Raw genomic sequence first — 22,470 nt, forward strand, 5'->3', positions numbered from 1 at the left:
GGCCATGCACTCCAACCAAAGGCAAACGCCATACTGAGCCCCATCAGGCTGCCGATGGCAATATGAATGGTCCGTCGGTTTGACGCGCGCATCGTTGTCCTCCTTGCCGAGGGCGATCAATGCCTATGGCGAGGATCGACATACTCCGAATGATCTGACGTGCTTTACTGGTCATTTTTAGCAAGCGATGATTTTTGGAACCGCCGGGATGTATAGCCGGCATTCTAGCCGATTCGGAAGTATACAGTATTGAGAGGGCACACCTTAGCCACCTCGCACAACCGGCTTACGGAGTTCGACCCGCTAACATTCGACCCGAAAGGCGAAAAGCGAAGTGAGTTTGATGGCTGACGAACGACCAGGGCCAGGCGCACGCCTGTTCCGCTACGATCAGCGTATCGCAACCAACGCAACGCGAGCTACTTTTTCGGGTTGGCACGACCGTGTGATCGCGGCGACGATGCTGTTGTTCGCTTTGGCGGCTGCGCGGTCATGGCTCTTGGATCACGCGTGGCGGGTCGCGGCGTGGGCCGCTTTAGGGTTCGGCGTGCTGATCGGCCTGACAGCCGGCCGTCAAATCACGACGCGGCTTGCGTTTCACACCTACGACGGACCTTTGGCGGCTGATGCGTTGTGTCCAGCGACCCGCAACTGTTACCTGATCGCATGGCATGCGATCGGCCTGACTCTACTGGTAATCACAACGGTAATCGCCCGCCCGACCCTGTTGATCGCCAGTCTGCCCGGGTACCTGATCGGTGCGCTAGTAGCGCACGGAACGGCCGGCGTCTCCCTAGCCGGCCTTGTCGCAGGCCAGGCCGGTTGCGCACGGACGCTCCGATCATGGGTCCAGCGACCGCGTGTCGGGATCGTCGCTGCCGCCACATTGCTTCTGTTTCTCGCGTTTACGGCTCGATACCTTCGGGATGACGCCCTGATGGTGGTCGCCGGTATCGAGGCCGCCATATTGGCGTTGGCGCTGACCATCGTCGATGTCGGCAGCGTCCGTTTCCAGACGATCGCAGGGTGGGGCGCATGGCGCATCATCGGTCGGCAGGCGCGCGGCGCGATGCTCTTCGTCGGTATAGCGGCACCAATCTGCGTCTTGGCATTCGGACCCGCCCTCGCTGCCTTAGTCGCGACAGTCTCCCTCGGGGCGCTGCTGCTGATGGCACTGCGAATCCTGGCCTATCGCATCCACGGCAAGGGCTTTGCCGATTTTATCGTTTCCATCCTGACGGGACTGCTCGTTCTTACGGCGTTCGCCATGCCCATCGTCCTGCCATTCGTCGGCATCGCCATCTTATGGCAGTTGCAGCGCCGCGCGGCGGCAAAGACTTGGTTGCTCGCATGACTCCGATCATCGATCTTACTGCCGTATCGGTCGACCGCGCGGGCGAGCGCGTCATCCACAACGTTGACCTCAAGATCACTGCGGGATCTTGGTTCGGCCTGATCGGGGCAAACGGATCGGGCAAGACCAGCCTGCTCCGGGCACTGGCAGGGCGATTGCCTTTCGCCAGCGGATCATGCCGCATCGATGGCGAGGAGCTGATCGCGGATCGACCGGCCCGTGCGACCTACTTCGGTTTTTCGCCCCCAGCGGACATGTTACCCGACTCTTTGCGCGGACGCGAGGTGCTGGAACTGGTCGGCGGAGACATCGAGACGGTCTGGTCTCGCTTAGGCCCACTGCACACAGCACTTGGATTGGACGCCTTGCTCGACCGTTGGATCGGCGATTGCTCAGCAGGTATGCGGCAGCGGATGGCGATCGCCCTAGCGTTCGCGCAAGGGCATACGCGGGTGATACTGGACGAGCCGTTCAACTGGCTCGATCCTGTTGCCGACTTCGATCTCCGCCAATCGTTGCGCGCGATGGTCGACAACGGACTGACGCTGATGACCGCCCTTCACGACCTCGGAACACTCGCGGTCGCCTGCGACGCCGGCATCATGCTTGCCAGTGGCAACGTGGCAATGGAACTCGACAGCCGCTTGCTCAAAATTGCCGCTCAAAATCCACAGGCGTTCGAACGTCAGACAATCGACCGGTTGAGGTCAGCAGCGCTATAGCCCGCCAGCGCGACCAACCGCACTCACCCAATTCATCGCCAGCGCATCAATTCTTGTTTCTCGATTTTGGTTGGAAGGAACCTGTTCGAAACGCCCGATAGCGGACATATTTGAGGCGTGTTACATCGATGCATGACCAACGATGAGGCACCCGTCAGCACAAACGGTTCATTGCGACTTGAAGGTTTAGGCTGCGCGGGAGCTATCGCTGTCGCCAACATATTACCGATGAGTCTCATTGCTTACACGTTTGCGATGATGACATACTCGAACGCTGAGCAGGAACGCTGGTATCGCGGTGGCTCGCTAGCGTTTCTAATTTTTGGCGCGATCTTCCCAATGTGTTGGTTGATACTGATGAGGCGGGGGTATTGGGGCAACGTCAAAGCTATTATTGCCTGGATGCTTTTCGCCATGCTAGCGTTCATTGGTTATGTGCTCATGTCCGGCGGTGGCATTTAACGATAACTCTTTTCCGATCGGGGGTGGCCGGCTGTCCCGTTCAACGTTCCTAATCGGGAAAGCTGCGCAAAGCCGTTATGCGGGAAAGCGGCGCTTCCGCCGTCGCCGCACTTTCTGCCGTTCGTCGCGCTTAATGGCATTGCCATTAGCGGCCGTTTCGTGAGTTTTGCATCATGAACATTCGATCGGGTGATAAACCGAAAGCACCACCTCTTTTATAAATGACCATGTTCGAAGCTTTCTATCGGGATCATGAACATATGACCGCTTTCGAGCCGCGCTGAGGGAACAATAAACAGCCAAGATTGGGCGTTCTGGTACAATCCCCAATTCTTGCGAGGGATCGCATTTCGGGAACGCGGGCGTCAAATTTCGTGCGCCTCGGTATGATAGGACCGCCCGAATTTTAGTGCGGGCCAATGGCCATATTTCTGAAGCGATAACAGTCTCTATTATCGCCCACCATTTTAACGTCCGTCACCCGCTCGGCTGGGTCGGTCGTCACCAACAATGTGCAGGGATGTTGGTCATCGGTAGATTTCCACGTGTATCTGTTTCCTCCTGTAAAGGGCTCTTTATAATCGGGTTGGCCGTAGCGCTGCTCTAGGCTTGCTAGCGGTTTTCCTTTCAAAGATAAGTTACGGGCCATATTGCCGGCCAAACATCCGGTCAGGCCTAAGGAACATGCCGCCACAATGATTACACGATTCATAAATCGTCTCCGGTAAAATCAACCGCGTCTATTTATCTCAAAACGTTTTCAGCATCCGCCAAGCGAACATCGTGCATCTGATTTAGGTATGCTTCATAATAGCCCTTGTGTGACGCGCCGACGATGGCGAGCATCCGGGTGCCTGGGTAACGCCCCAGCACGTCACGAATGTTTGCAACCATGCGAAGATTCCGCGTTTCCCAATAACCGACATAGTTTCGGCCGAATTGCTGCGGTGATGGCTCCACGAGCGCGGCACCAAAATCTGCGTGGAAGGCGAGCATTGGCAAGGTCGGAGCGTTTAGCGCACGGTACATCTTCAATACGCCGTCTGGCTTGGCCAGCCCCGCATCAAGCCGGGCATCTACGATTTGCCGTTCGTGGGCAGAGGGGTTGTTCCACGCCTTGGCAATCGCGTCACCGTACGCCTTCCGCTCAGCCGGATCGGGACCATCTGCGGTATCGGCCGAATGATCGTCTACACTCCAAACGCGTTCCAGCCCCAAGCGCGCAGCTAGTACGGCGCCGATCAAGGTAGACTCGTTCCGCGCGCTACCGAACTTCGTCAGCGCGGTGACCAGATCATCGTTCAGACCATCGCCAGCGTGACGCTCTGCCTGTGGCAGCCGCAACCACTGGACCAGCGCCGAGTTGCGTTCTCCAGCGGCCATGAAGATGGCGGCGAGATGCCGACGATCTGTCGCCTTCGGCGAAGCTGGCCAAGCGGCGAGAAGCCGTTCCGCTTCTGCGTTGGCTGCGGGCACATCCAATCCCGTCGCTCGGCCTGCTACGGTCGGATCGGCACAATAAGTCTGCACGGTTTCCGCATAACGGGAGGGGTTGCGACGAAGGGCATCACATTGGAGGCCGGACATATCCTCCGTCGCAATAGCGGTGGGGTGCCATGTCGCCAGCCGATCGAGCAACGGAACAAGCATAGGGGGCTTGAAGTCCGCGGACGCCCCGGACAGGTGGGTCGAGCCTAAGACTAGCACGTCGTTAGGATGAATCGCAGGCGGCCCCTTCAAGGTTTCGGGTCGAAATGCGGGTTGGTAGCCCTGCCCTTGAGCGGGTGAGATAGCTGCCAGAAACGCAATGCCAACGGCCAAAACAATACGCATACGACCTCCGAAACCAGTATGTCGGCCGGTGTATCGAGCACCTACGACCGAGCGATCCTTTCAATTCCATCACGCTCATGCCGGATGGTGTTATGCCGTGATAATACACTGCCACGCATCTGTCTAGCTGGACCGCGGAGGGACCGTGGCCGCCTTTCTCGCAAACGATGCTATTTCGAGAATGACTGCGAGGCCTTAGCGGTTAAGCGAAGCTGCCGGATCATCACCGAACACCCATTCGACGAACAGCGGATACAAGTCCCGACCGCTCGCCGTCTCCATCGCCCGCTCCAAATCAATGCTGGTGACCGTGCCGCCCGCATGGTCACGGGTGTAGCGACGGAGGCCCGACCAGAACGCGGCATCGCCGAGCGTGATCCGCAGCTGCGCCATGAATAGCGCGCCCTTGCTGTAGTGGATCGCGCGCCTGACGCCCAATGTCGGGTAGCTGCCATTCCAAGCCAGCGGCTTGTCGAAGCCGGTCGCCTGCACCTTTTTGAGCCGGCTCCTCGCTACATTGAGTTCGGCGTCGTAGGCAACGCGGCCGTAGCGGTGCTCCTTCCACGCGGCCGTCATGAAGGTCGTGATACCCTCGTTCAGCCAGAAGTCCTTGAGCGTCTCGCACGTGATGAGATTGCCCCACCATTGATGGGTAAGTTCGTGCACGATGGCCCAATCCTCCGACGGATCATTTGACTTCGTCGGCAACGCATTGGTGCCGAGGACGGAGTATGTCGCTGCCTCCTGCGCCTCCTCGCCTTCGACCAGAAGCTGGCTGTAGTCGGCGACGGGAAGCGGCACTCCGGCCTTGGTGGAGAGAAAGGCGACCATCTCTCGTGTCCTTGCCAAGCGTTGTTTCAGCTCGCCCGCGTCGGCAATATCGCTCAGGTAGGTAAGCCTTTTTGATCCGGCCCGTTCGCTGACCCGCGTGAAACGACCGACTGCAAAGCCGTAAAGATAGGCCGAGTAGGGCCGGGACGCTTTCCAGCTATGGATCTCGCTGCCGACCGGTCCCGTTCGCCGCGCGATCATGCTACCGACCGACAGGCTGGTCATCCCGGCCGGGACACGCAGATCGAGCGAGAAGGCCGCCTTCTCGCCAAACTTGTTCTGGGAACAGACCATCCAGTCGCACGCGAAATAGCTGGTGTAGAGCGTTGTCGCCGAGCCGGCGAACCCACGTGCGGGGCGTCCATGATAGGACAATTGCAGCTTCACGGTGCGTCCGCGCCGAAGCGGCCGGGGCAGGTCAAAGCCGAGCACATCGTCTTCCACGGTGTGAGCGAGCGTCACGCCATCGAGAGCCGCACTGTCGATGGCGAGAGCGTTGGCGGAGAAGTTCAAGCGCCGGACGCCATCCATCGTTGCTCGCAGCGTGATCGCCTCTTGCCCTGCGACGGTCCTGTTCTGGATGTCAGGGGTAAGCGCTAGCCTGTAGCTTGCCACTTCGAATCCATCGCCAGGCCTGTTGGCGGCGAGCGCAGGGTTGCACAGCACCCCCAGAGGCGTCCCGGCTAACAACGGCACCATCAACATTCCGCGGATCACTGACGCCTCTTATCGGCTATTATCCGTTTGCGGCGCGCTGTCCGGCACGTGCACGACGATGTTCGATGAGACGAATACCGATGATCGCTGCCTCGTAGAGAACAGCTAGAGTGATCGCGATCAGCAACAGCGATCCGGCATCGGGCGGAGATATTACGAGTGTGATCGCGAACGCGCCAACGATCGCGTAGCGCCGAGCGCTGATTAGCTGTCTACGGTTCACGATTTCGGCATGTTCCAGCAGCATGATTAATACCGGCACCAGGAACGCGAGACCGAAAGCGAACAGGAAGCGCGTGGCAAAAATGAAGTATTTGCCAATTTCCGGGAGCGGCACTTGCTGCACATCACCACTTACACTCGGTAAGGCGATAAGCAAATGCAGCATCATTGGGATAGCTAGGAAATAAGCCGTCGCTACCCCAATAAGAAATAACGTTGGCGTAGCCAAGGAGAAGGGGAGAAGCGCCCTGCGTTCCTTACGGCGCTCCTGTGAGCCAACGAGATACCACGATTGGATAGCGAAAATCGGGAGCAAGACCATCACCGCCGAGAAGAATGCAACCTTGTCCCGCACAAAGAAGGCATCGAACACCTGTGGGTAGCTGATCGACTTTTGGCCGGCGCGCATCAGCGGCTGGATAAGAAACGAAAATATGTCATCCGCAAAATACCGGCACACAAAGAAGGCGACTGGAAACGCCGCGATGCAGACTAGCACCATTCGGCCGGGCTCCAGCAGAGGACCGAGCGGCGGGACGCGCGAATTGTTAGGTTGGTTGACTGTCTCGCTCACGACGGTGCCTTGCTATTGCTCGCGAAGTTCCCCGCGTCGGTGTCAGTGGAAGGCGCCGGAGCGACCTGCGGCTTTTCAACCATCACCGGCTGGTGCTGAACAGCGTCGTCATTCGCTAGATCGGCATCACGGAACGTTGCCTGTTCCGGTGCGTGATAAGCGCCTGTTGCGTTATCGGTCACCTCGGGGGCGTTACCCGGCGAAGACGTCTCGGGTGACGGCACGGCGGGCGAGTGTTCACGCATGATACGGGCATTCTCCGCCGCCCACTTTTTTTCCATTTCTGCCAACTCGGACTCGCGCACCATTTCATCAAAACCGGCGCGGAATTGTCGGCCGACCCCTCGGGCGCGTCCGACCCAGTACCCTACAACACGCATCGCTTTAGGGAGATCTTTAGGACCAATCACGATCAGCGCGACGAAGGCGATCATGAGCAATTCGGAGGAGTCGATGCCGAACATCTAACTTTGAGCCAATGCGGTTGATCCCAAAGAGAAAACTAATAGAGCCAATCGTCCGGGTTATCTACCGCATGTTGCTTCGAGGCTAAATCCGCTGGATCAAGCCGCCCAACGGTTTTCGATCCAAGCTGTCTGCTCCCCTTCCCGAAAGGGATCGAATTTCGAGAACGTTCGGGTTTGAGAGGAGAGCGGCCATTTGAGCGACCTTCGGCTGCCGCTACCAGAGGATATGATCGGTAATCACGCCGAACCTGACCAGAAAGCCCAGCGCCGCGCCTATCATCAGTAGGATCACGTACACGGCAATGGCTCGCGTCCGGCTTCGACGGTCCGTCTGGTAGCTCATTTTCGATCGCCTCTTAGCTGACCCTGCTGCCAACGTGAACGATACAACAAACGTCCGCAATCGGGCGTTCTTGTCCGATCCGACTTTCTCCCGAGGGATCGAGATTTGGGAACGCCGGAAGTTTCCCGGAGGTGTCCCGCTCGCAGAAATGAGAAGCAACGCGTGCCGATCGGCGTTGGCTGGCGCGATAGTCAAGGTTGGTGCAAACGCCACCTATGGTTCTCAGGCGGGGAAGAATGGATTTCTGGGGCAGCGGCCCAGAGGGTCGGCAGGCCGGGGGCTTCAGCTTCCATGCCCTGACCGCAAACGCACCCGAGGAGGAAGTTCGGCGACACAGTCATGATGAAGCGCATTTCGTCTTGGTGCTCGCTGGCGGCTACATGTCATCAGCAAACGATGCCCCGCTGGTGTCTGATACGCCGGTTCTGATCTACAATCCGCCCGGCACAACACATCAGGACCGGTTCCACGGCGGCAGGGGCCGCTTCCTCGCCATATCAGGCGGGACAGGTTCCGAGGCTGCGGCGCTCTGCTTGCGCGATCCCTATGCGTATCGACTTGCCCATGACATTGCGCACCAGATCGATACGGCGACGTCGTTCAGGCTGGAAGCCTGCACCCTGCAACTTCATGGCCTTGTGCTGCCGCTCTCGTCTGACGAGCCGCGAAAGGCGGACCATCCTCCGTGCTGGCTCGGCCGTGCGGTCGAGATGATATTCACCAGCGACGATCCTGATATTTCCGTTGCCAAGGTCGCATCGGATGCCAGGGTTCATCCTGTCCATCTTGCCCGCGTGTTCCAACGCTTTCTCCGGTGTTCGCCCGGTGAATATCTGCGCGGCCACCGGTTGGAACGAGCGGCAGCGATGCTCGGAAAGGGTGTCGCTTCGCTTGCTGATGTCGCGCAATCGGCCGGCTTTGTCGATCAGGCTCATCTGGCCCGAAACTTTCGGAGCCGCCTCGACACCACTCCGACACAGTGGCGTAACTCACGGCATGTTGCGCGGATACAAGACACGGACGCCGCCTTACGGCAGGAACCGGGTTCGTCCCTCTAGGAACCCGGTCGATGGTATCAGTCAAAGCTTTCACTATCGCGGTATGCGCTGTCGTATTGTCCGCTGCGGCCCCTGCGCCGCCTATCGATCCCGCCATAGCCAAAGCTCTTGCCGCCTTCGAGCATGACGAACACCCCGATCTGCGTGGGATCGTCGTACTTCGCGACGGGCGCGTGGTCGCGGAGCGCTATTACAATGGCGAAAAGGCGAGCACCCTTCACGACATCCGTTCGGCCGGGAAGAGCATCACCGCCTTGCTCGTCGGCATAGCGATCGACCGGGGCAAGATTCAAGGAGTGGCCGATACTGTTGCCACCTATTGGCCCGAGGCCAAGGGCAGCGCGATAGGAGACGTGACCATCACGGATGTCCTGACGATGCGTTCAGGGCTGGCCGCGTTCGATGAGGATGTCGCATCGCCGGGCAACGAGGACAAGCTCGATGCAGCTCCTGATCCACTGGTATTCTTGCGTTCTATCCCCCGCGCCGATCCACCCGGGTCGCGATATCGCTACAACTCAGTCACCGCCTATACCGCCGGGGTCGTCGTCGCGAAGGCAGCCGGGCAATCAATGGCTGATTTCGCACGGGCTTCGCTGTTCTTGCCGCTGGGTATCCGTCGCTGGGAGTGGGCGTCGGATGCCGCTGGCTACACCAAAGGCCAAGGCAACCTGTCTTTGACGACACGTGATTTCGCGACGATCGGGGAGATGGTGCGGGGGGAAGGCCTGTATCGGGGCCGCCGCATCGTCAGCGCGGAATGGATACGGAACGCGCTTGCTCCGAAAGTCGGCATTGCCGACAGCGATCCTTACGCTGAGGGCTATGGCTATTTCTGGTATTCGAAGGTTCAGCAGATCAATGGCAAACCGGTCCCGGTTTCCTTCGCGTCGGGCAACGGCGGTAACAAGATCTATGTGATTCCGAGCCACCATATGGTCGTTGCTGTCACGTCCAGCGCTTACGGCCGTGGCTACGGCCAGCGGCGATCGGAAGCGATCCTGAAGGCCATCCTTGCAACGGACCGCCCGTAGCAAGCTGCCTACGCCCGGCCGAGTTGATTTGGCGAATCCGTTCCGCGCTTCCCGAAAAGGATCGGCAAAAGAGAAAATGTCGGCGTTCTCGCAACCTGCCCAGCCTCGTATTTCGCGAACCCTGACGCCTGCGCCTATCCACCTCGATCACCCATTGACGTTGTCGGTGGGGCGGGGCTCATGGTCATATGAGCATCGGTCCCATGTCCCTCATCCTCGGTCTGTTCGAGGCACAAATGCTTGTGCTGGCGGCTGCCATCATCGGGCAGGGCGGGATGGCGCGACGCTCTCTCGGAGCGTTGCTGATCGTCCTGTGCGGCGTGCTGACGCCGTTCACTATCGGCTATGCAGGTTTCTACGATCGATGGCCGTGGCTTTCGTTCGCGCCTTTCGCCGTTCCTCTGGCGATGGGGCCATTGCTCTACGCGCACCTGAACGCCCTGATCTTCGATCGCCCGATACCCCGTTGGCACGCCGCGTTACCGGTGGCTCAGTTCGCTTATCAGGCTGTCGCTTTCTGCCTGCCGCTTGATCTGCGCGGCGCGTTCGACCGACAGGTGCAACGCCCCTGGCTTGATCCAATCCTGGCGGCGCTGCTGCTCGCGTCGATGGTCGGATATGCCGTTGCAGCCCTGCGTGAGCTGCGCCGGCATCAAGGCTGGCTCGTGGCGCGCCGATCCGACCTCGCCGCGGCAAGGCGCGTGCGGGCCGTGCTGATCGCCTACGCCGCGATCGTGACGGTGCGGACGGGATACCTGATCGCTGAGGCGTTGATCGCGCCGCTCTCTTACTTCGATATGTTCGGTTTCTACGTCGTGCTGGCAGTCGTCGGCAATTACTTGGCGATCGAGGGCTGGCGGCAGGCCGACGCCCGACCGCAGCCGATCGTGGAACCGATCGAGCGCGACTGGCGGCCGATCGCGGCCGGGTGGATGGACCGGATCGAAGCGCATGGATGGTGGCGCGATCCGGACCTCGATCTTGCCGAGCTGGCCCGCAAGGTGGGGACCAACACCGCCTATCTGTCCCGCGGCCTCAACGAGGGGCTGGGGCTGGGGTTCGCCGAAGCGATCAACGGGCTGCGCGTCGAGCATGTCGCCGCCCGCCTGCGGAACGGCACCGATGGCGATATCCTGACGCTCGCGATCGATGCCGGCTTCGGATCGAAGGCGACCTTCAACCGCGTCTTCAAGGAGCGGTTCGGCGTCACGCCTTCGACCTATCGTCGCGTCTCAACCGACAAAATTGACGCGGAACGCCCGGATTTGCAGCGCACCACCTGACCGGCATCGGCATTGGATCGGGGCACATCCGCTCGGAGCAAGACCATGATACATCTCGATCGCCGGCACCTTCTCACGGGAGCGTCGGGCTTGGTCGCAACCGCCTTTCTGTCCGCTCCCGCCAAGGCGAGCGATACGCTGCTGTCACCTGCGGCGATGCGATCAGATATCGCCATCCTGTGCGACGCCTATGCCAGCCTGCATCCCGGCCTCTATCGCTATCTGACCCAGGCGAACTTCCAGCGCGAGCGCCAGCGCCTCGATCGCTTCGCCGCGACGCCCCATACGCTGGGAGACTTCTACCTGGCGCTGTCGGCTTTCACGGCCAGCATCCGGTGCGGTCACAGCTTTCCCAACCCCGCCAACCAGACTCCGGCCGTCGCGTCGGCGCTGTTCGACAAGCCTGATCGCTTACCGTTCGCCTTCAAATGGCTGGACCGGCGCATGATCGTCACCGCCGATCTCGGCAGCGGCCATCATCTGCCGATCGGAAGCGAGGTCATCGCGATCGATGGTATCAGCGCACACGACATGCTGGCGAAGATGCTCCCCTATGCCCGCACGGACGGCAGCAACGATGCGCGCAAAGTGGCCGACCTCGGCATACCCGGCGATGCCGATCAGCCGACATTCGACGTGCTACGGGCGCTGCTGTTCCCATCGTCCGCCCCCTCGGCCCGTGTCGTGGTGCGGATCGCCGGCAGAGCCGAGACGATCGCTTGCCCCTTAATGACGGCCGCAGCGCGCAACGGGGCGTTGCGCCATCCCTCCAAGGATTCCCCCTATGGCTGGACGTTCGAGGTGCGCGGCCAGGTCGGCATCCTGACCATGCCGACCTGGGCGGTTTTCCATGAGAAATGGGATTGGCAGGGCTTCATCGAAGCCAGTCTGGACACCACGGTCGATCGCCAGCTCTCGGGCATCGTCATCGACGTGCGTGACAATGGGGGAGGGCTTGATTGCGGGGCGGCGATCATCGCCCGCCTGATCGATGCGCCGCTGCCCGCCGACAGCTATTCCCGCCATGTACGCTACCGCAAGATACCCGATCGGCTGGCCCCTTACCTCAAGACCTGGGATCCCAGTTTCAAGGATTGGGGAGCGTCGGCGATTGGTCCCGACGCGGCCGGCTTCTACACTCTGACCCGTCCCGGCGACGCCTCCGACACCGACACTATCCAGCCCAAGGGTCGCCGGTTCGCCGGCAGGGTCGCCGTTCTAGTTGGCCCGAAGAACGCTTCGGCCACCTTCGGCTTCGCAGGCCTCATGCAGCGTCAGCGGTTGGGAACGCTGGTTGGCGAGCAGACCGGTGGCAACCGCCGTGGCATTAACGGCGGTGCCTTTTTCTTCATCGGGTTGCCGGCATCAGGCGTCGAGGTCGATCTGCCCCTGATCGCCTATTGGCCTGAGACGCAGCAGCCGGATGCTGGAATCATGCCCGATATCACCGTGTCGGCCCGGATTGCCGACATTCAAGTTGAACGGGATACCGCGCTGACGCGGGCGATCGTCGTGGTAAGTTGAACGATCAGCCTTCTCGATTGGGATGGCTTATTGAGAAGAAATTGCGCTTACGGGTTAACCTTTTCGCCCAACGGACAATGCTTGAGTCCGTTCAGCGCGGCGAGCCATTTCGTCCCATCGTTCAGCAGATCGAAGCGCTCGATCCCGAACATTAGGTAATACGGTGGTACTTGCCTCTAGGCGTTCCGCGGCCGCACGCTCCCTTAACAATTTTGCGTCGTCCGCCATGGTGTCTTTAGTATACAGGTTCGCCAGCTACATGGAGCCCCTTATGTCTGATGATACCTACCAGCCCAACGCTGTCGAACTCGCTACCGAGTTGACGATCGCCTGGCTGAGCAACCCAAATACCCGCACGTCTGCCGATGACGTTCCAGCATTTCTTTCGCAGATGCACGCTAGCGTTCAGTCGCTTGTTGGCGGTTCGCAGACATCGGAATCTCCTGTCGAAGAGCCCAAAGAATATGTCGGTGCGGTAACTGCCCGAAAGTCTCTTGCCAGCCCCGATCACATCATCAGCATGATCGATGGCAAATCGTACAAGACGCTGCGGCGTCACCTCGCGACCAACGGCATGACGCCAGCGGAGTACCGCGAGCGCTATAACCTGAAGGCTGATTATCCGATGGTTGCAGCAACATATTCGGAAAGCCGTCGCGCGATGGCGAAAAAGATCGGCCTTGGTCGCAAACCGGGTCAGGCAAACGCTGCCAAGGCGTTGGCTCCAAAACCAGCGCCGCGTAAGCGCAAGGCTGACGACGCCGCAGCCGAATAAGGTTGGGGCTGGCCTCCGAAGGTGGAGGCCGGCCACTCCGCTGCCAGATCCCATTCCCAATCAACGATGGTGTTTCGGGAATAGCGATACGTTCTCGAATTCCATGTTTTGCCGAAAACGAGAATGCGGACTGAGGCGATTTTGGCAATTTGCCGAAAGGCTAGACGGCATATCAGGCGGAGTCTCAGTCGCTCACTCCACAAAGTGACCTGCTCGATCAATGCGACCAAATCGATCGCATTTAGAGTATTGCCTGTACCCTGCCTCCCAGATATTGGGGCCTCACTCTTGGGGAGTAGCTACCCGCTGTATGCGGGGCCATCGTCAACATCCTTGGATCGCTCCCATGAGCAATCCGTGGCGATGGCAGCAGGTCGAATTACCTGCCCAGCGAGACCAACGATGCACCGCCTCTCCCGTGGCCAGAGGTGAATCGCATCGTTAGGTCGACGGCCCTGGGACGATTTCAATGACTGGTCTGCTTACACTTGGCGCCCTCGGTGCCAGCCTGTCCGTGGATGCCTTCGCTGCGGCGGTGGGCAAGGGTGCCGCCAGCAAACGCAATCGCTGGAGGGACGCCCTGCGCGTCGGCGCAATCTTTGGATTTTTCGAAGCGGTCACCCCGGCAATCGGCTGGGCAATCGGTCTAGCCCTCAGCACCTGGATCGCAGCCGTCGATCACTGGATCGCGTTCTTCCTGCTGTTGGGCGTCGGAGGTCACATGATCCATGCGGCGACGAAGGCATCCAGTGGAGACGCTAGCGCCGCGCCGCGTGCGGACGCGAACAGCCTGGTCCGGCTGATCGTCACGGCGCTGGCTACGAGTATCGATGCCACTGCGGTTGGTGTCAGTCTGGCCGTCATGCAGGTCAACATCCTCACGGCCTGTCTGGTCATTGGCGGCGTCACGACCGTCGTCGCCACTCTGGGTGTCATGCTGGGCAGGCACGCCGGCAGCTACATCGGCCGCTACGCCGAGATACTTGGTGGCGTAGCGTTGATTGTGATTGGCGGCTCGATCCTGTTCCAGCATCTGACTGCCTAACCACACACGATCGGGGAGTGCTGCCATGACCGACACGCACAACGGCATTACGCGCTACAACAACGGCGCTATCGCGTTCCACTGGATCATCGCCGCACTGGTCGTTGCGCAGATCTATGTCGGCTGGACCTTTGCAGATATGGAACGCGGCGATCTGCGGACCGAATGGTTCAACTGGCATAAGACGCTCGGCTTCGCGATCCTGTTGCTGAGCATCGGTCGTCTAGGGTGGCGCATAGCCAATCCTCCGCCACCTCTGCCCGCTGAGACGCCGCGGTCGGAAGTGGTGCTGGCGCGGATCAACCACATTTTGTTCTATGTGATCCTGATCGGCCTGCCGCTCACCGGCTGGATGTATCTCTCGACCGGCAAGCCGTCCCTGACCAGCGCGACCACGCCGCTCATCGGCGGCCTCGCATGGCCCTTCATTCCTGGGCTTCCCCGCGCGGCGCATGGCAGTTTCGAGCAGGCGCACATTGTTCTGGTCTGGCTGACCTATGCCTTGTTGATCCTGCACGTCGGCGCGGCGCTCAAGCATCAGTTTATTGATCGAAGCCGCATAGCCGGCCGTATGCCGCCCTTCGGCGTCAGGAAATCACGGTGAGCGAACAGACCGCGAAACCGACCAACATCCTCAAGCTGGCGGCCGGTAGCATCGCTGTCAGCCTGGTGGTCCTCGGCCTCAAATATCTTGCCTATGCCCTCACGGGAAGCGTCGCGCTCTATTCAGACGCGATCGAGAGCATCATCAATGTCGTAACCGCCATTGCCGCGTTCTTCGCGATCCGGATCAGCCTGCGCCCGGCGGATGCCGACCATCCCTATGGGCATTCCAAGGCTGAGTATTTCTCGGCCGTCCTTGAAGGCGTGCTGATCCTCGTCGCCTCGCTTGCCATTCTGCGCGAGGCCTATGGTGCGTTCCTCAATCCGCATGCCCTTCAGGCTCCAGCGCTCGGCCTTGCCGTTAGCGCTGCGGCGACAGCGTTGAACGGGGCATGGAGCTGGCTTCTGATCACAACGGGGCGCAAGCGCCGTTCGCCAGCGCTGATTGCAGACGGCAAGCATTTGTTGACGGACGTCGTTACGTCCGGCGGGGTGATCGTCGGCGTTCTGCTGGTCGCACTGACCGGCTGGGAAATCCTCGATCCGATCCTTGCCGCACTCGTCGCGCTCAATATCCTCTGGTCGGGATGGAGCCTTATCAAGGAGAGCATCGGGGGCTTGATGGACACGGCCCTTCCAACAGATGAACTTGCCGCGGTTCAGGCGACGATCAACGCGAACATGGCAGGCGCGCTTGAAGCGCATGATCTGCGCTCGCGCCACGCTGGCCGGATGACGTTCATCGACTTTCACCTGGTGGTCGATGGCGCCATGACCGTCGATACCTCACACGCTATCTGCGACCGTATCGAGGCGGCCCTGAAGGCCGATCATCCCGACAGCATCATCTCGATCCACGTTGAGCCCGAGGCCAAGCGCAAGCATGGCGCGATGGCGATTGCCTGAGCAATGCACGCGCTCGGAATCCTCCTGCTGACAGTGTCGGGACTGACACCCGCCCTCCTGGTCGGATGGCTTGATCCCAAGTCCCGTCGACGTCGTGTTCGGGCTAATCGCGCGAATGCTGAAAAAGTCGCCGGTGGCAACGCATTTGAGAGACGTTCGCGCTTGAGCACAACCGATCCAGGTGTATGGGCGACAAGGTCGGCCAGAAACCCGGACCGACTCCGAAAACAGGATGAGAATGCCTCGATCTAGTCCCTCAGCCGGCGACGCAGACTGTAGAAGCTTCGGCTTTCTGCGTCTTCAATCGTCAAGCCTGGGTCCGATTGGGTCGCTATCGGCAGCAACGACGCTGACCTGACGCGATCTCCATCGGGCTCGTACACATACCCGATGGAGGTCTTATGACCGCACCAATGCCGTGCGCCTTTGAGCGTGCCGAACGACTGAACGAAGTTGTCGCCGCGTTCCCACTTCAAAGCGGGCGTGTGATCCGCTCATTTGCACTAGCCTGTCCCTCGAAACGATGCAGCCCATCCGCCGACTACGCGGCCGCGTAGCGGCTCGATCACTGACGTTTCGGGAATACCACATGACGATTGCACTGATTGCTGCGGCCTTTGGCTGCACCCTGATTGCCGCGCCTGTCCGTCACAGGATCGATGTAACCATCTACGCTCAGCAGATTACTGATCCCGGATACGATCGCGATCGTGGCGCTGCCAACGTGCTCGCAATGCTCCTGCGAGGAGCTGGTTGAGATGGACCGGCTCGCATTTCTTGGGTTCTCGCCGCGCCGCCTCAAGGTCGGCATGGGCTGGTCCGATCTAGCCGTGTTCGCGATCCTCCTCGCTGTTGCGGTTGGCGCCGTGTCGGGAGTGCGCGACGCCGTCGAGCCGCTCGCTCGTCTGCGTGTCGAGCCGATCGTGCTCGACCCTTGGGCACTGCCGCAATACGCACTGCTGACGACGTTGCGGCTGTTCGCGGCACTGGCCGCATCGTTTGTTTTCACGATCGTAGCAGCGACCGCCGCGGCCAAAAGCCGGCGCGCTGAACTCGTCATCATCCCAGCACTCGATATCCTCCAATCGGTCCCAGTGCTGGGCTTCATGACCTTCACCGTCACCGCCTTCATGGGCCTGTTCCCTGGAAGCCGGGTGGGCGTCGAATGTGCGGCGATCTTTGCGATCTTCACCAGCCAGGCCTGGAACATGGCGTTCAGCCTCTACCAATCGCTGCGCCAGGTGCCCGGTGATCTGGACGAGGTGGCACGAGGCTTCGGGCTATCGCCACTGCGCAAACTACTGCGCGTCGAGCTGCCCTTCGCAGCGCCCGGACTCATCTGGAACGCGATGATGTCGATGTCGGGCGGCTGGTTCTTTGTCGTCGCCTCCGAAGCTATCAGCGTCGGACACACGCAAATCATGCTGCCGGGCATCGGTTCTTGGTTGGCGGTTGCGATCGATCGTCGCGATCTCGGCGCCGTCGCTATGGCGGTAGCGGCGATGGCTGTAGTGATCCTGTTATACGATCAGCTCGTTTTCCGTCCGGTCATTGCCTGGGCCGATCGGTTCCGTGTCGAGCAGACGGCTAGTAGCAATCCGCCGAAATCCTGGGTGTTCGATCTGTTTCGACGCGCCCGGCTACTGCCATCGTTGACGGCACCGCTGCGCGCTGCGGCAGCGCTTGTCTACGTAGTCGAACCAGCACCCCGTCCAATGATCCAGCGCCGACAATTTGCGCCAACGGTCGGCGCAGAGCGTTCGGTTACACTCCGCATCTGGACGATCCTGGTGGTGATCGCGGCGCTGGCTGCGGCAGCCTATGCCGTACGGTTTCTCGGGGCTACGCTGACGCTGGACGACGCCTGGACAGCGTTGCGTTTCGGCTTGCTGACGTTGTTGCGGGTCATCGTCCTTATCGCGGTCGCAAGCTTGATCTGGGTGCCGATCGGAGTCTGGATCGGCCTGCGCCCCGTCTGGACCGCCCGCGTCCAGCCGGTCGCACAATTCCTGGCGGCGTTCCCCGCCAACGTCCTGTTTCCGATCGCTGTCGTCGCAATCGTCCACTTCCACGCCAACCCCGATATCTGGCTATCACCGCTGATGGTGCTCGGTACGCAGTGGTACATCCTGTTCAACGTCATCGCGGGTGCCAGCGCGATCCCCAATGATCTACGCGAGGCGCATTCCATGTTCGGCGTCCGCGGATGGCTGTGGTGGCGACGCCTGATCCTGCCGGGCATATTCCCGTATTACATCACCGGCGCGCTGACCGCTTCGGGTGGATCGTGGAACGCCAGCATCGTCGCCGAGGCCGTGTCCTGGGGCAGTACGCATCTACGTGCGCGGGGGCTCGGCAGCTATATCGCGGACGCGACCGCGGCCGGGGACGGGCCGAAAGTCCTGTTGGGGATCATGGTCATGTCGGTGTTTGTCATCGCCATCAACCGCCTGCTGTTCCGCCCACTTTACAAGATTTCCGAACGCCGCCTGCGGCTGTCATGAGGGAACCATCGGCCATGATCATCACCAACAAACCAATCGTCGTCACCATCGAACGGCTGAGCCACAGCTATGGCGGTGCCGAAGGTGGCCCTCCGATCCTCCAGGATGTGGCGCTCGACGTGCGCGAAGGCGAGGTCGTCGGGCTTCTCGGTCGATCCGGTTCGGGCAAGTCCACGCTGCTGCGCTCGATCGCGGGGCTGGTCGAGCCGAGTGAGGGCGAACTGACATTCGTGCCGGATGCCAACGGCAAGCCGCGATCGGTGTCGATGGTGTTCCAGTCGTTCGCGCTGATGCCGTGGCTGACAGTCCTGCAGAACGTGGAGCTTGGCCTCGAGGCGCAGCGTGTGCCGGCGGAGGAGCGCCGTCGGCGCGCTATCGCCGCCATCGACCTGATCGGTCTGGACGGGTTTGAGAACGCCTTTCCCAAGGAGCTGTCAGGCGGAATGCGCCAGCGCGTCGGCCTGGCGCGAGCGCTGGTGGTGGAGCCGTCACTGCTGCTGATGGACGAACCGTTCTCGGCGCTGGACGTGCTGACGGCGGAAACGCTGCGCACCGATCTGCTCGATCTGTGGGGAGAGGACAAGCTCGGCATCGCCTCGATCCTGATCGTGACGCATAATATTGAAGAGGCCGTGCTGATGTGCGACCGCATCCTCGTCCTGTCCTCTAATCCAGGGCGGATCGCGGCTGAGTTCCGCGTCGATCTGCCACAGCCGCGCGACCGTCTCGATCCGCATTTCCGTGACCTGGTCGAACAGATCTATGCCCGGATGACCCAGCGCGCGCCTGCCTCCGTGACGAACCCGGAATCCCTGGTTGAGCACGGGATGGACCGGCCATTGCCCGACGTGTCGGTGAACAGCTTGGCCGGGCTCATCGAGGAGGTCGAGGCGGCACCCTTCTCTGGCCGGGCACCGCTGTCGGCTTTGGCGGATACGTTGCAGCTTGAAATCGACGACCTGTTCCCGATCATCGAAACGTTGCAACTCTTGCAGTTCATTGATGTGAACGATGGCGACGCCGTACTAACCAAACGGGGGGCAGCCTTCGCTCAGGAAACGGTCGACCAGCGCAAAGCCAACTTCCGTCGCACGCTCGAAACGCATGTCCGGCTAGCCAGTCATATTCGCAAGGTGCTGGATGAGCGCCGTTCGCACCAAGCCCCTGCCAGACGGTTCCGCGACGAACTGGAAGACCACATGTCTCCCGATTTCGCAGCGACCACGCTGCGCGCTGTCACGGAATGGGGCCGCTATGCCGAGCTATTCGCGTTCGACGATGACGAGGATCAGTTTACTCTAGAAGACCCCGCCTGACCCACACGGTTTCCCACAAAGGAACGTCGATCGAGAAGGCCGGCGCGTTCTCAAAAGGATCCCTTTTGAGAAGGGCAAGAACGCCCAAAACCAGCCACTTAAGCCGTTGCGAGGCTTGCCCGATAACAGCCGTTCCGACAGGTTAATTACATGAAGGTTCTGCTCCCCCTGGCGTTGCTGACTATCGGTGCATCGCCCGTCGACCATCCCCGCACTTATCTACTGTCAATCGGACGAATCCCGCTCATGGATACGGAAAGCATTAGCGCTTTCGCGATTAAGACGTGGGGCGTTCAATTTCGATCGATCTGCCGCATCCCAAGCGGCTGGCGAATCAAAGCCGGGAGCAGCGCCACCCCGAGTGGTGGCCTCAAAGGCAATGGAAGCCAGGGATCCACGTGGTTCAATAAGGGCAGTCCCAGCGACCTTCGCGCATTTGTGCTCGTCACCCTCTCGGCGCCGGTGCAACGTGCGGACATTGGGCCTTCTGGCAGCGGTATTCCTGCTACGTTCAAGGGCGCCGCAACGATCAGCACGGACGACGGCGATGTTCAGCGCACGCTCTCGTACCGAAACGTCACTCTGGCACCAGCAAACCGCTGCCCGAACAGCTGACTTCTGTTTCCGCCCATCAACGGACACTCGATTGCGTGAGGCATGCGCCCTTCGGCTTCATCCGCGAGTAGACCACCTCATCCGCCTGTCGAGAGAACGCATAGAACTTACCACTAAATTCGCTTAGGTGCCGAAGGTATCGTGGTTCGCTGTAATGCTCAGGTAGCAGTGGAAGCGACGTTCCATAGGGGGATGCCACGAACGCAAACTGGCCGCCTGTCGTTCGATTTAGGATAATCTTCGCTTTCGTATAAATCGAGTACCCTTGCTTCTCCGCTCTCACTTCATAACCTGTCGGACTAATACCAGAGTTATCGAATGAAATCGATTTTGCATCGATAAGTAGGCGGGGGGCTACTTTGCTCGCGTAGCAGCCATATACGTAGCGAGGTTCAATGGGCTCTGGCCGATAACACAGCTTCAAAAGGAGTAACATCGCCAGCACAGGAGTGAATATTATAGCCCACCCGATTAGCTTATCCCGCATACTAATCGTTGCGAAAAAGTCGTAATCTCGCCCTTCTGGCTTTTGCATCGTTGTCCACTTTTCGTAACCCGCTCGCGCAAGGTCGCACAACTCCGGGGCAGCGAATACCCTTCCCGATCGGTGCAAAAATCAAAGTTTTGCATCATGACACTGGTCAGCTCACGCCCAGAGAGATCCTTACAGGCGATGATACGCGCTATATCATGCGCTGATGCGACCGGTCCCAACCACCTTCAATCACGTCTCACTGAAGCAACCTTTGCCCTGGCTCGTGGCTGGCGGGCTGTTCCTGTTTGCGGTGCTATTCATCGTACCTAGACACGTCCCTGCTAATGATCCTGCCCCATCGCGGCTCGCTTTTAATGGCTCCACGTCAAAGTCCATTGAATGGGTCGAGATGTGCTTGGGAAAGGATTGGGGCAGCCGCTTGCCACTGCGTCACCGGGAGGTACCAAAGGCACCGAAGCCGATCGTGCGACTGGATAATCCTGTCCGCCACTTCGTGATTGACGTTATCGATGAGGGTTCGGGGCGTGTCATAAAGGGCTACTCGCGCAAGGGAGAGCCATTTAGCAAACGAGAGCATGAGGCGTTGGATGGCTGTCTGACCGGCGGCGCCTTCGCTCTAGGCGATCCGCGGAATAGGGACGGTAGCTTACCACCGCTTCCGCGACGTGATGCGAAACTCACGGATTTGGCATCAGCCCGAAATGGGCAGGAAACCGAGGGCCCCGGCGATTCAAAAGACTGATGCATCTGGCACCCGCTCATAGGTCGTTTTTCTGGGGTGTGGCCTCCAAAGCGGAATGTCCGCTTTCCTTCCCTTGCAAGCCGTCGCGGCAATGGATCGTCCGCCAAGCACTACCGCTCAGTCCGATGAACGAACGGCTAAAGCTGGGAGGCGGGAAAGGACACCTGAATGTCTGGATGTGGGTCAATCAAGGCCAGTGTGATCTGGGGGCGTGATGTATAAACCTCGTCGTCATCTGCATTCGTGATGCGCGTGCGAGATTGGCACTGCTCGAACGCGTCCAGCAGTGAAGCGCCTATCACACCATTTGCAAAATGCTGCTTCGACATAACGTCATCAGGTCGAAGATACTGCTTCCAGACGATAGGCGAAGGCCAGCGTTCCGAACAACACGACGGCCCCGGCGAGGGCGAGTGGCGCGTAGAGACCGACATGCACTAGCAGTCCCGCGCCCAGCGCCGCGCCGGCAAAGATCGCGATGACGGCGCCCACGCGTCGCCTCCAGTTCGTGCCCGTTCCACCGGCGGCGCGTGAGTCTGCGCTGAGCCCCGTCAGCGTCAAGGTGAGCACCGTCGTCGTAAGATCCGCCACCTTGAGTTGCCGGATCGTGGCGTTGCGATAGCCCATCGCGATGCCTGTGAGGCCGATGATCAGGTAGAGCCGCGCCTCAGGCGATTGGGTGGCCACGTCGAACCCCACCGCCGATATCGCGGCGGCCCAGAGCAGCGCCGTTTCCACGACGGCCGATGTCAGGAGCCAGCGTCGTTCCGATCCTCCTGCATGGACCTTGCCGGTCCGTCCCCCGACGAGCGCGCCGATCATGAAGCTTGCCAGCGCTGCCACGAAGGGCAGGATCTTGAATCCCGGCGCGCCCGATGCCGCAAAGCCCAAGAACACGATGTTCCCGGTCATGTTGGCCGTGAAGACCTTGCCGAGACCGAGCACGCTGGCCGCGTCGACGAGGCCGGTCGTGACGGAAAGCAGGAGTAGCAGCGGGACGCGGGGGTCGTAGGGTGTAGCGGTGGTGGCCATGTCGATCTCCAG

General features: G+C 60.3%; 20 protein-coding genes. 15 read left to right on the top strand and 5 right to left on the bottom strand.

The features are described 5' to 3' along the window. Positions 1 to 343: 343 nt before the first annotated feature. The 3 genes from ASF09_RS04805 to ASF09_RS04815 all read left to right on the top strand — a co-directional run bounded on the left by ASF09_RS04805 (position 344) and on the right by ASF09_RS04815 (position 2,538). A complete protein-coding gene (locus ASF09_RS04805; RefSeq protein WP_060525184.1) occupies positions 344 to 1,354 on the top strand; it encodes a hypothetical protein in 1,011 nt (336 codons plus the stop codon). After that, positions 1,351 to 2,076, top strand: coding sequence for an ATP-binding cassette domain-containing protein (locus tag ASF09_RS04810; protein ID WP_060525185.1), 726 nt, complete (start codon positions 1,351 to 1,353; stop codon positions 2,074 to 2,076). The genes ASF09_RS04805 and ASF09_RS04810 overlap by 4 nt, the downstream gene beginning before the upstream one ends. Positions 2,077 to 2,208: 132 nt before the next feature. Then, positions 2,209 to 2,538 carry a hypothetical protein gene (locus tag ASF09_RS04815; RefSeq protein ID WP_156359221.1) on the top strand — a complete coding sequence of 110 codons (330 nt, stop codon included), beginning with the start codon at positions 2,209 to 2,211 and terminating at the stop codon, positions 2,536 to 2,538. A 744-nt stretch (positions 2,539 to 3,282) separates the two neighbouring features. Here ASF09_RS04815 and ASF09_RS04820 read toward each other — a convergent pair. The 4 genes from ASF09_RS04820 to tatB all read right to left on the bottom strand — a co-directional run bounded on the left by ASF09_RS04820 (position 3,283) and on the right by tatB (position 7,179). After that, complete coding sequence (locus ASF09_RS04820) at positions 3,283 to 4,176, bottom strand: DUF5694 domain-containing protein (RefSeq protein WP_327196546.1); 894 nt, start codon at positions 4,174 to 4,176, stop codon at positions 3,283 to 3,285. Positions 4,177 to 4,566: 390 nt separating this feature from the next. Next, positions 4,567 to 5,901, bottom strand: coding sequence for a M1 family aminopeptidase (locus tag ASF09_RS04825; protein ID WP_235529625.1), 1,335 nt, complete (start codon positions 5,899 to 5,901; stop codon positions 4,567 to 4,569). A 37-nt stretch (positions 5,902 to 5,938) separates the two neighbouring features. Beyond that, the gene (gene tatC, locus ASF09_RS04830; protein ID WP_235529628.1) at positions 5,939 to 6,715 is read right to left on the bottom strand and encodes a twin-arginine translocase subunit TatC; all 777 of its coding nucleotides are present in this window, start codon (positions 6,713 to 6,715) and stop codon (positions 5,939 to 5,941) included. Continuing rightward, entirely contained in the window at positions 6,712 to 7,179 is a 468-nt protein-coding gene (gene tatB, locus ASF09_RS04835) for a Sec-independent protein translocase protein TatB (protein ID WP_060525189.1), read from the bottom strand. The genes tatC and tatB overlap by 4 nt, the downstream gene beginning before the upstream one ends. Before the next feature lie 582 nt (positions 7,180 to 7,761). On the opposite strand from tatB, the gene ASF09_RS21195 reads away from it, so the two are divergent. The 12 genes from ASF09_RS21195 (at position 7,762) to ASF09_RS20175 (ending at position 20,188) form a co-directional block, all read left to right on the top strand. Beyond that, the gene (locus ASF09_RS21195; RefSeq protein ID WP_162237230.1) at positions 7,762 to 8,583 is read left to right on the top strand and encodes a helix-turn-helix domain-containing protein; all 822 of its coding nucleotides are present in this window, start codon (positions 7,762 to 7,764) and stop codon (positions 8,581 to 8,583) included. Between the two features lie 11 nt (positions 8,584 to 8,594). Next, positions 8,595 to 9,617 carry a serine hydrolase domain-containing protein gene (locus ASF09_RS04845; protein WP_060525191.1) on the top strand — a complete coding sequence of 341 codons (1,023 nt, stop codon included), beginning with the start codon at positions 8,595 to 8,597 and terminating at the stop codon, positions 9,615 to 9,617. A gap of 203 nt (positions 9,618 to 9,820) precedes the next feature. Further along, the gene (locus tag ASF09_RS04850; protein ID WP_162237231.1) at positions 9,821 to 10,900 is read left to right on the top strand and encodes an AraC family transcriptional regulator; all 1,080 of its coding nucleotides are present in this window, start codon (positions 9,821 to 9,823) and stop codon (positions 10,898 to 10,900) included. A 90-nt stretch (positions 10,901 to 10,990) separates the two neighbouring features. Next, on the top strand, positions 10,991 to 12,424 hold the full coding sequence (locus ASF09_RS04855) for a S41 family peptidase (protein WP_060525193.1): 1,434 nt from the start codon (positions 10,991 to 10,993) through the stop codon (positions 12,422 to 12,424). 271 nt (positions 12,425 to 12,695) lie between these two features. Continuing rightward, a complete protein-coding gene (locus ASF09_RS04860) occupies positions 12,696 to 13,199 on the top strand; it encodes a MucR family transcriptional regulator (protein WP_060525194.1) in 504 nt (167 codons plus the stop codon). A gap of 469 nt (positions 13,200 to 13,668) precedes the next feature. Then, positions 13,669 to 14,244 carry a manganese efflux pump MntP gene (locus ASF09_RS04865; RefSeq protein ID WP_060525195.1) on the top strand — a complete coding sequence of 192 codons (576 nt, stop codon included), beginning with the start codon at positions 13,669 to 13,671 and terminating at the stop codon, positions 14,242 to 14,244. A gap of 25 nt (positions 14,245 to 14,269) precedes the next feature. Continuing rightward, positions 14,270 to 14,848 (top strand): cytochrome b, encoded by a 579-nt coding sequence (locus tag ASF09_RS04870; protein ID WP_060525196.1) that lies wholly within the window; start codon positions 14,270 to 14,272, stop codon positions 14,846 to 14,848. After that, positions 14,845 to 15,753 (top strand): cation diffusion facilitator family transporter, encoded by a 909-nt coding sequence (locus ASF09_RS04875; RefSeq protein WP_235529630.1) that lies wholly within the window; start codon positions 14,845 to 14,847, stop codon positions 15,751 to 15,753. The genes ASF09_RS04870 and ASF09_RS04875 overlap by 4 nt, the downstream gene beginning before the upstream one ends. 589 nt (positions 15,754 to 16,342) lie before the next feature. Further along, positions 16,343 to 16,510, top strand: a complete 168-nt coding sequence (locus tag ASF09_RS20170; protein ID WP_156359222.1) for a hypothetical protein — start codon at positions 16,343 to 16,345, stop codon at positions 16,508 to 16,510. Between the two features lie 52 nt (positions 16,511 to 16,562). Continuing rightward, a complete protein-coding gene (locus ASF09_RS04880; RefSeq protein ID WP_443024971.1) occupies positions 16,563 to 18,257 on the top strand; it encodes an ABC transporter permease in 1,695 nt (564 codons plus the stop codon). A 14-nt stretch (positions 18,258 to 18,271) separates the two neighbouring features. Further along, positions 18,272 to 19,573, top strand: coding sequence for an ABC transporter ATP-binding protein (locus ASF09_RS04885; RefSeq protein ID WP_060525198.1), 1,302 nt, complete (start codon positions 18,272 to 18,274; stop codon positions 19,571 to 19,573). Between the two features lie 150 nt (positions 19,574 to 19,723). Beyond that, complete coding sequence (locus ASF09_RS20175) at positions 19,724 to 20,188, top strand: hypothetical protein (RefSeq protein WP_156359223.1); 465 nt, start codon at positions 19,724 to 19,726, stop codon at positions 20,186 to 20,188. 1,574 nt (positions 20,189 to 21,762) lie between these two features. On the opposite strand, the gene ASF09_RS04890 is transcribed toward ASF09_RS20175, so the two are convergent. Further along, positions 21,763 to 22,458, bottom strand: coding sequence for a YoaK family protein (locus ASF09_RS04890; RefSeq protein WP_060525199.1), 696 nt, complete (start codon positions 22,456 to 22,458; stop codon positions 21,763 to 21,765). Between the last annotated feature and the right edge of the window lie 12 nt (positions 22,459 to 22,470).

The organism is Sphingomonas sp. Leaf242, from assembly GCF_001422045.1.
Lineage (GTDB): Bacteria > Pseudomonadota > Alphaproteobacteria > Sphingomonadales > Sphingomonadaceae > Sphingomonas.

Bases quoted from the DNA above. Each gene is read 5' to 3' on its own strand.
- ASF09_RS04805 (WP_060525184.1), top strand. From the start codon at position 344: ATGGCTGACGAACGACCAGGGCCAGGCGCACGCCTGTTCCGCTACGAT.
- ASF09_RS04810 (WP_060525185.1), top strand. From the start codon at position 1,351: ATGACTCCGATCATCGATCTTACTGCCGTATCGGTCGACCGCGCGGGC.
- ASF09_RS04815 (WP_156359221.1), top strand. From the start codon at position 2,209: ATGACCAACGATGAGGCACCCGTCAGCACAAACGGTTCATTGCGACTT.
- ASF09_RS04825 (WP_235529625.1), bottom strand. From the start codon at position 5,901: ATGGTGCCGTTGTTAGCCGGGACGCCTCTGGGGGTGCTGTGCAACCCT.
- tatB (WP_060525189.1), bottom strand. From the start codon at position 7,179: ATGTTCGGCATCGACTCCTCCGAATTGCTCATGATCGCCTTCGTCGCG.
- ASF09_RS21195 (WP_162237230.1), top strand. From the start codon at position 7,762: ATGGATTTCTGGGGCAGCGGCCCAGAGGGTCGGCAGGCCGGGGGCTTC.
- ASF09_RS04845 (WP_060525191.1), top strand. From the start codon at position 8,595: ATGGTATCAGTCAAAGCTTTCACTATCGCGGTATGCGCTGTCGTATTG.
- ASF09_RS04850 (WP_162237231.1), top strand. From the start codon at position 9,821: ATGTCCCTCATCCTCGGTCTGTTCGAGGCACAAATGCTTGTGCTGGCG.
- ASF09_RS04860 (WP_060525194.1), top strand. From the start codon at position 12,696: ATGTCTGATGATACCTACCAGCCCAACGCTGTCGAACTCGCTACCGAG.
- ASF09_RS04865 (WP_060525195.1), top strand. From the start codon at position 13,669: ATGACTGGTCTGCTTACACTTGGCGCCCTCGGTGCCAGCCTGTCCGTG.
- ASF09_RS04870 (WP_060525196.1), top strand. From the start codon at position 14,270: ATGACCGACACGCACAACGGCATTACGCGCTACAACAACGGCGCTATC.
- ASF09_RS20170 (WP_156359222.1), top strand. From the start codon at position 16,343: ATGACGATTGCACTGATTGCTGCGGCCTTTGGCTGCACCCTGATTGCC.
- ASF09_RS04880 (WP_443024971.1), top strand. From the start codon at position 16,563: ATGGGCTGGTCCGATCTAGCCGTGTTCGCGATCCTCCTCGCTGTTGCG.
- ASF09_RS04885 (WP_060525198.1), top strand. From the start codon at position 18,272: ATGATCATCACCAACAAACCAATCGTCGTCACCATCGAACGGCTGAGC.
- ASF09_RS20175 (WP_156359223.1), top strand. From the start codon at position 19,724: ATGAAGGTTCTGCTCCCCCTGGCGTTGCTGACTATCGGTGCATCGCCC.
- ASF09_RS04890 (WP_060525199.1), bottom strand. From the start codon at position 22,458: ATGGCCACCACCGCTACACCCTACGACCCCCGCGTCCCGCTGCTACTC.